A 7471-nucleotide genomic window follows, 5' to 3' on the forward strand; every position below is an offset into this window, starting at 1 on the left:
CGGTGGCCGCGCGCGTCCCCGACGGCGCGCTGGTGGAGTCGGCGAACGTCGTCGGCCCGGCGCTGTCGGCCCGCGCCCGGGTGCTGCTGTGGGACGGGCGGCCGCGCCGGGCGCCCTGGGTGATCGCGGACGTCGAGCGGCTGGAGTTCCCCTTCGAGTCGGTGGGGGAGCAGCGGCGCCGGGTGGAGTCGCTGATCGCGGGCGGCTACCGGGAGGTCTTCCGGGCGGACGGCTACGTGCTGCTGTACCGGGCCGGGCCCGACCCCTGGTGACCGCCGCCGCGCCCGGCCGATGACCCCGGCCGATGACCCCGTCCAATGATCTCGTCCAATGACCTTTGGGCCGGGCCGCGTCCGAATGCCGGTGAACATCGCCGATCAGATCAGCAAGCCTATCCTTTTGACGGGCCTTGCCGGATACTTGAAGAAAGTCGCGACGGCCGCGGCCGGCCAGGAACCCTGCGCGAACGCTCACATGACCGCCGCCGGAGCGGCGTTGGGGCGCGTACATGGACGAAGCGAAGCTGTTCAGGGACACGGCAGGGCGGCGGGCCGGGCGCCGGTCCGGGCACCGTCCGCAATTCGCCTTCCCCGCCGCATTGCCGGGAACGGGCAATTCCCCGCACGGCAATACCGGCCGTGCGCCGGAAAATGGCGGGGAGCCGTGAGGTGGCGGCCCCGGAAACCCCGGCCGTCCGGCGGTGGGACACCTGCGGGCAGGCGTGGATCGGCGTGCTCCGGCACGTGTGGAGCGCCGGAACCGCCGGCCTGGAGGACCACGCGCCGATCATCGAGGGCCCCCCGCTGCTCTTCGAGGTCGCCTCGCTGAGCTGGGAGGACCCGATCCTGCGCGAGCACGGCGACCGGACCCGGCTCGTCCGGCGCGCCGAGGAGCGCACCCGCCGCGCCGTCCATGGCCGGTACGGGCCACGCCTGCGCGGCCTCGGCGGCGTCGACCAGCTCGCCTGGGTGGTGGATCTGCTGCGGGCCAGGCCCTGGACGACCAGCGCGTGGATCTCGCTGACACTCCCGGGCGAACCCGCCGACGGCGTGCCCTGCCTGACCGCGCTGTCGTTCCGGATCCGCGGCTACCGGCTGATCATGACCGGGATGTTCCGGTCGCAGAACGTCTACCTCGGTTATCTCAGCTACGTCCCGCTGCGCGGCGTCCAGGTCCAGGTCGCCGGGGAGCTCGGGCTGCCCGCCGGGCCGCTGCGGGTGTTCGTGGACGTGCCGCACGTGCGGGTCGCCGACGCCGAGCGCGTCGCCGCCGTCCTGGCCGCCGTGCCCGAACCCAACGCGGCCTGATCCGGCCGCCGGACCGCCGCGGGTGACGCGGCCCACTCCGACCGCGCCGCCCGCGGGAGATAGACTCGCGGAGGGGCGAGGGCACGACGAGGTGACTCGCGAACTCACCTGCCAGAGCACCGCACAACCGACTTTCTAAGGACTGTCTTCCTTGAGCAAGCCCGTCGTCCTCGTCGCAGAAGAGCTCTCTCCCGCCGGCCTCGCCGTGCTGGGATCCGACTTCGACGTCCGTCACGTCGACGGCAGCGACAAAGCGCTCCTGCTGCCCGCGGTCGCCGACGTCGACGCGCTGATCGTCCGCAGCGCCACCAAGGTCACCGCCGAGGTCTTCCAGCACGCCAGGCGGCTGCGGGTCGTCGCCCGCGCCGGCGTGGGCCTGGACAACGTCGACGTGGAGGCCGCCACCAAGGCCGGCGTCATGGTCGTCAACGCGCCGACCTCCAACATCGTCACCGCGGCCGAGCACGCGATCGCGTTGCTGCTGGCCACGGCACGGAACGTGCCACAGGGTCACTCCGCGCTCAAGCAGGGCGAGTGGAAGCGCTCCAAGTACACCGGCGTCGAGCTCCAGGGCAAGACCGTCGGCGTGCTCGGCCTCGGCCGCATCGGCGTGCTGGTCGCCCAGCGCCTGGCCGCCTTCGACATGAACGTGGTCGCCTTCGACCCCTACGTGCAGGCCGCCCGCGCCGCCCAGCTCGGCGTGAAGCTCGTCACGCTCGAGGAACTGCTGCGGACGAGCGACTTCATCACCGTCCACCTGCCGAAGACGCCCGAGACGCTCGGCCTCATCGGCGACCGCGAGCTGCACCTGGTCAAGCCGAACGTGCGGATCGTCAACGCCGCCCGCGGCGGCATCGTCGACGAGGAGGCCCTCGACCTCGCGCTCAAGGACCACCGGGTCGCCGGCGCCGGGATCGACGTGTTCAGCACCGAGCCGTGCACCGAGAGCCCCCTGTTCCACCACGACAACGTCGTTGTCACCCCGCACCTGGGCGCCAGCACCCACGAGGCGCAGGAGAAGGCGGGCACGCAGGTGGCCCGCTCGGTGAAGCTGGCCCTGTCGGGCGAGTTCGTGCCGGACGCGGTCAACGTCCAGGGCGGCGCGGTCGCCGAGGACGTCAAGCCCGGCCTGCCGCTCGCCGAGAAGCTCGGCCGCATCTTCACCGCCCTCGCCGGCGGCGTGCCCGTCCGGCTGGACGTGGTCGTCCGCGGCGAGATCGCCGAGCACGACGTGAAGGTGCTGGAGCTGGCCGCGCTCAAGGGCCTGTTCGTCGACGTGACCGAGGAGCCCGTGACCTTCGTCAACGCGCCGCTGCTGGCCCGCGACCGCGGCGTCGAGGTCACCCTGACCACCAGCGAGGACAGCCCCGACTGGCGCAACGTCGTCCAGGTCCGCGGCACCATGGCCGGCGGCGAGGTCGTGTCGGTGTCCGGCACGCTGACCGGCCCCCGGCACGCCGAGCGGATCATCGAGATCAACGGCTACAACATGGAGCTCGTGCCGACCGAGCACATGGCCTTCTTCTCCTACGACGACCGGCCCGGCATCGTCGGCGCCGTCGGCAAGCTGATCGGCGACGCCGCGGTCAACATCGCCGGCATGCAGGTCGGCCGGGACGCCAAGGGCGGCAAGGCGCTGATCGCGCTGACCGTCGACTCGGCGATCGCCCCGCAGCTGGTCGACGCGATCACCGTGGAGGTCGGCGCCGACATGGGCCGCCGCGTCGACCTGGACGGCTGACGCCCCGGCACCACCTGAGCACCACCCGCCAGCATGCCCCCGGGCGGGCGTCCGGCACGCGCCGGGTGCCCGCCCGGGGCCTTTTCACGGCCTTCGCGCCCGCCCGTCCGTCTCAGATCGTGAGATTTTCTGCCACGAGTCGGGAAAGTGGGCGGGACGGCGGGTACCGTGGCCGATAGTCATGCGGCGCTACGTGGTAATCCTTCGCTGCCGCAGCGGGGCCTGATCATCGGCAGGCCGCACCCGCTGCGGTGTCGCGTCACGGCCGTGAGCCCGATCCCCATGCCGAGACCCGTGCGAACCACGGCCCCCGGCGGCCCCCAGGCCACAGCACAGCGATCTTCACATCGGAGCGAACCATGACGAACGAGCCCACCACGCGCGCCACCTCCACCGACGACGCCCGCGACGAGGCCGCCCGCGCCCTGCAGAAGGCCCTGGACCGCCGCGACAACGGCGGTCGGGCGTATTGATTTCAAGCCCGGCCCACTTCGCTCGCTGGCGCTCGCTTCGTGACCGTTCTTGTGCGAGCGCGAATCGCTTCGCGATCTTCCCGGCGGGGCTCGCCTTCGGCATCGCCCCGCCGGTCAGGGCGCGCGCTCGCGTGACGGCTGAGGTCACCTGTTAGGCGGGCCCTAGGATGGGCCCGTGGCCGCCGATCCTGATCCCATCGAGATCGTCTCCGCCGATGCCGACCCTGGTGAGATCATTTCCGCTGGGGTCCTTCCCGTCGGTGCCGATCCCGCCAGGGGTGCTCCACCCGGCGGCGTTCCCGCCGGTGGTGAACCCGCTTCGGTTGCTCCGGTCGATGTCGAGCCCGGTCAGGTCGTTCGGGTTCTGCGTGAGGTCGGTGGGCTGGGGGCTTACTTCGAGATTCGTACCGATCCGGCCGAGGAGGCCGACCCCACGTGGCGGCCCTTCCCCGAGACCGACGGGGACCGGCTCCTGGAGCTGACCGGCCTGTACGCCGAGCGGCTCGGTACCACCGAGCGGCGGGTGGCCGCGTCCATCCTGTTCCAGGGCCTGGCCTCGCGGCTGTGGTCGCCCGTGATCGCGGCGGCGGCGCGCGGGATCGTCCCCGACCTGTCCGGGCTGCACTGGCGGTGGGCGCCCGGCGCACCGGTCGCGCTGTGGCTCGCCGGCCCGTCCGGATGGGCCGCCGGGGACGCGCGCACGGCCGCCCGGCTCGTCCACCGCGTGGTCGTGACGGAACAGCTCGCCCCGCTGCGCGAGACGATGCTGGGCTTCGTCGGCCTCGCCGACGGGCTGGTGTGGGGGAACGCCGCCTCCGCCCTCGCGGGCGGGCTGAACGTGGGGCCGCCCGACCCGGCGCGCGAGGCGCTCGTCCGCGAACTGCTGCTGCTGGAGCCGCTGGCGGGCACCGGCTCGTTCGGGGCGCGCGGCTTCGTCCGGCGCAGCTGCTGCCTGTACTACCGGGTGCCCCCGGGCGGCGAGCTGTGCGGCGACTGCGCCCTGCTCGCCCCCGGGCCCTCCGGCGTGCCGCCCCGCCGCTGAGCGCGGCGGGGCGGCCCGTCGGTCGGGCCCGTCGGTCAGGCCCTGTGGATCACGCCGCGGCGTGCGCCGCGGCGGGGGACCGGCGGCGGGCGAACGCCCGCTCGGTCAGGTGGCCGAACAGCAGGCCGATCGTCGCCCACAGGACGAGCTGGATCCCGAGCGAGGCGACCCGGAAGTCCCACAGGACGGTGGCCGGGAAGTGCCCGGGGATCGCGTCGGGCTTCGGCGTGAGCCGGTAGACCGCGCCGACCACCACGGCGAACCCGGCGGCCGTCGCGATCGTCGCGTTCCACACGCCGAGCCGGGGAACGAGCCGCAGGCACACGATCACCGCCGCCGTGGTGGCGAGCAGGCCGAGCGCGACCATCCCGAAGTACAGCGTCGTCCGGCTGCCGATCGTGTCGGGGTTGCCGACCGCCGGCGGCGTCGCCGGGTACTTCAGGAACGGCACGAGCTCGACCGCCACGAACCCGGCCAGCGCGACCAGCGCGGCCGTGGGCCGGGCGCCGAGCCGGCCGAGCCGCCCGTAGGCGAACGCGAACGCGATCGAGAACAGCCCGCCGAGCGCCACCCCGTACACGGCCATCGCCGTGATCAGGCCGGTGGTCTTCTGGACGGTGCGGCTCACGACCTCGGGCTCGTGCTCGTGCGCGCCGTGCGCGTGGGCCTGCGCGTCCTCGAAGGCGATGGCGTGGCCGACCTGCGGCTCGCCGTAGATCCAGGCGATCAGTAGCGCGACGGCCGCCGCGGCCAGCCCGACGAGCATGCCGCGGACCAGCAGAGATCTCATCATCGGTCGTGGATCTCCGGCCGCTCAGTGGCAGGGGAAGCCGAGCAGGTGCCGGCCGTCGTGGGTGAACTCGTGCACCCACGTGCCGCTGAACAGGGACGTCGCGCCCTGCTCCGCGCCGACGAAGTAGATGAGCACCACGCCCAGCACCGCGGCGAAGACCGCCCACGGCAGGACTTCCCGGATCGGCACGCGCAGCGGCACGGGAGCCGGCTGGGCCTGCGGGGACGCGGACGGAACGGCGGACTGGGCCATGGGATCTCCTCGCGGGGTTCACTCGCCCCGGTAGCGGGAGGACGACGGGTCAGTGTCCTGACTCCCAGATCGACGTCTCCCTCCGACCTTCCCGCCGGACGCCCGGCCGTGGTCGTGAGAGCGGGGGAGACTCCCTGGTCACAGTGGCGGGACCGTCCTGGAATCACACCAGGTTCCTGCGCACCGTCGCCTCATATCTGGATTTGTCGACCAGAGCGTCCCCTTTTACGGCCATTGCCGTCAAGTCGGCGGCAAGGTGACATATGCGGTACCGCGATCATGTCGTGACGGGGCGTGGCCGCATCCGGCGCGGGAGTACCGGCGCCGTCCCCGCGTTCCTACCATCGGAAGGTGGGCACGACCTGGCCGTTCACCGGCCGCGCCGCGACGCTCGACACGGTCGGCGACCTGCTCGGCGCGCGCGGCGGGCGGGGCGTCGTGCTGGCCGGGGAGGCCGGTGTCGGCAAGTCGCGGCTGGCGGCCGAGGCGCTGCTGAGGCTGGAGCCCGGCCGGTTCACGGTGCTGCGGGTCGGCGCCACCCGCGCGGGCGCGCACCTCCCGTTCGGCGCCTTCGGGCACGTCCTGCCGGCGCGGCGGCCGGGGACCACGGTGGTGAACCCGCTGCGCTGGGCGGCCGAGGAGGTCGGCGCGGGCGGCGACCCGTCCCGGCTGCTGCTGGCCGTGGACGACGCGCACCTGCTCGACCCGAGCTCGGCGGCGCTCGTCCACCACCTGGTCGTGCACGGGCGGGCGCGGGTGCTCGCGACCGTGCGCAGCGGCGAGCCCGCGCCCGATCCGGTGCTGGCCCTGTGGAAGGAGGACCTCGCCCGCCGGCTGGAGCTCGACCCGCTGTCGGCGGCCGAGACGGGGACGGTGCTGGAGGCCGTCCTCGGCGGGCAGGTGGCGGGCGGCACGGCCGACCGGCTGTGGCGGGCGACCCGGGGGAACCTGCTGTTCCTGCGGGAGCTGGTGTTCGCCGGCACCGCCGCCGGGCGGCTGGCGTGCGTGCGCGGCGTCTGGCGCTGGCAGGGCGGCCTGCCGGTCTCGCCGCGGCTGCGCGAGCTGGTCGAGGCGCGGCTCGGCGCGGTCGGCCCGCCCGAGCGGGCGGTGCTGGAGTACGTGACGTTCGGGGAGCCGGTGGGCGTGCCCCTGCTGACCGCGCTGACCTCGGCGGCGGCCGTCGAGCGGGCCGAGGAGCGGCACATGATCGTGCTGGTCCGGGAGCGCCGCCGGCTGGAGGCGCGGCTGGCGCATCCCCTGTTCGGCGAGGTGACCGGCGACCGGACGCCGGTGCTGCGGGCGCGGCGCCGCCGGGCCGCGCTCGCCGCGGCGGTGGAGGGCACCGGGATGCGCCGCCGCGAGGACCTGCTGCGGGTGGCGCTCTGGCGGCTGGACAGTGGCACCGCCGCGGACCCGGCCCTGGCGGTCCGCGCGTGCCTGACCGCCCGCGCCGCCTATGACCTGGCGCTGGCTGAGCGGTTCGGGCGCGCGGCCCTGGAGGGCGGCGGCGGGCTGGAGGCCGCGCTGCCGCTCGCCGCGATCCTCTACGTGACGGGCCGCGCCGAGGAGGGCGAGGCCCTGCTGGCGGAGATGCGCGCCTCGCCGGCGGACCGGCCGCGCACCGACCGGGAACGCTCCCGCCACGCCACGACCAGGGCGCTCGGCCTCGTCCTGGCCCTCGGCCGCGGGGAGGAGGCGCTGCGGCTGCTCGCCGAGGCGCGCGACGCCGTCACCGGCCCGTCCGAGCGCCGCGACCTGGACCTGCTGGCCGCCCGTGTGCACGTCCTCATGGGCCGTCCGGCACGGGCGGGGGAGGCCCTCGCGCGGGCGCGGGCGGCCGGGGTGCCGCGCGCGGACCAGGCC

General features: G+C 74.4%; 6 protein-coding genes, 1 pseudogene and 1 riboswitch. Of the genes and pseudogenes, 5 read left to right on the forward strand and 2 right to left on the reverse strand.

Annotated features, from left to right (window positions below):
- From E1291_RS42695 to E1291_RS36680, 4 genes and pseudogenes are all read left to right on the forward strand, one after another.
- Positions 1-272, forward strand: a pseudogene (locus E1291_RS42695) (DUF2079 domain-containing protein); the annotation flags it as partial.
- Between the two features lie 396 nt (positions 273-668).
- Positions 669-1307, forward strand: a complete 639-nt coding sequence (locus E1291_RS36670; protein ID WP_242614606.1) for a thymidylate synthase family protein — start codon at positions 669-671, stop codon at positions 1305-1307.
- A gap of 151 nt (positions 1308-1458) precedes the next feature.
- Entirely contained in the window at positions 1459-3048 is a 1590-nt protein-coding gene (gene serA / locus E1291_RS36675; protein ID WP_131742651.1) for a phosphoglycerate dehydrogenase, read from the forward strand.
- Between the two features lie 648 nt (positions 3049-3696).
- On the forward strand, positions 3697-4563 hold the full coding sequence (locus tag E1291_RS36680; protein ID WP_207401132.1) for a (2Fe-2S)-binding protein: 867 nt from the start codon (positions 3697-3699) through the stop codon (positions 4561-4563).
- Positions 4564-4612: 49 nt separating this feature from the next.
- Here the strand turns inward: E1291_RS36680 and E1291_RS36685 are convergent, their stop codons facing one another.
- A complete protein-coding gene (locus E1291_RS36685) occupies positions 4613-5356 on the reverse strand; it encodes a CbtA family protein (RefSeq protein WP_131742652.1) in 744 nt (247 codons plus the stop codon).
- 21 nt (positions 5357-5377) lie between these two features.
- Positions 5378-5608 carry a CbtB domain-containing protein gene (locus tag E1291_RS36690; RefSeq protein WP_131742653.1) on the reverse strand — a complete coding sequence of 77 codons (231 nt, stop codon included), beginning with the start codon at positions 5606-5608 and terminating at the stop codon, positions 5378-5380.
- A gap of 30 nt (positions 5609-5638) precedes the next feature.
- A riboswitch (cobalamin riboswitch) is annotated at positions 5639-5838 on the reverse strand.
- Between the two features lie 121 nt (positions 5839-5959).
- On the opposite strand from E1291_RS36690, the gene E1291_RS36695 reads away from it, so the two are divergent.
- Positions 5960-7471: AAA family ATPase (locus tag E1291_RS36695; RefSeq protein ID WP_503108256.1), on the forward strand; the 1512-nt coding region annotated here is incomplete at its 3' end.

It is taken from the genome of Actinomadura roseirufa, from assembly GCF_900659635.1.
Classification (GTDB): domain Bacteria; phylum Actinomycetota; class Actinomycetes; order Streptosporangiales; family Streptosporangiaceae; genus Spirillospora; species Spirillospora roseirufa.

Coding starts and splice junctions, on each gene's coding strand:
- E1291_RS36685 (WP_131742652.1), bottom strand. CDS start 5,356: ATGATGAGATCTCTGCTGGTCCGCGGCATGCTCGTCGGGCTGGCCGCG.
- E1291_RS36690 (WP_131742653.1), bottom strand. CDS start 5,608: ATGGCCCAGTCCGCCGTTCCGTCCGCGTCCCCGCAGGCCCAGCCGGCT.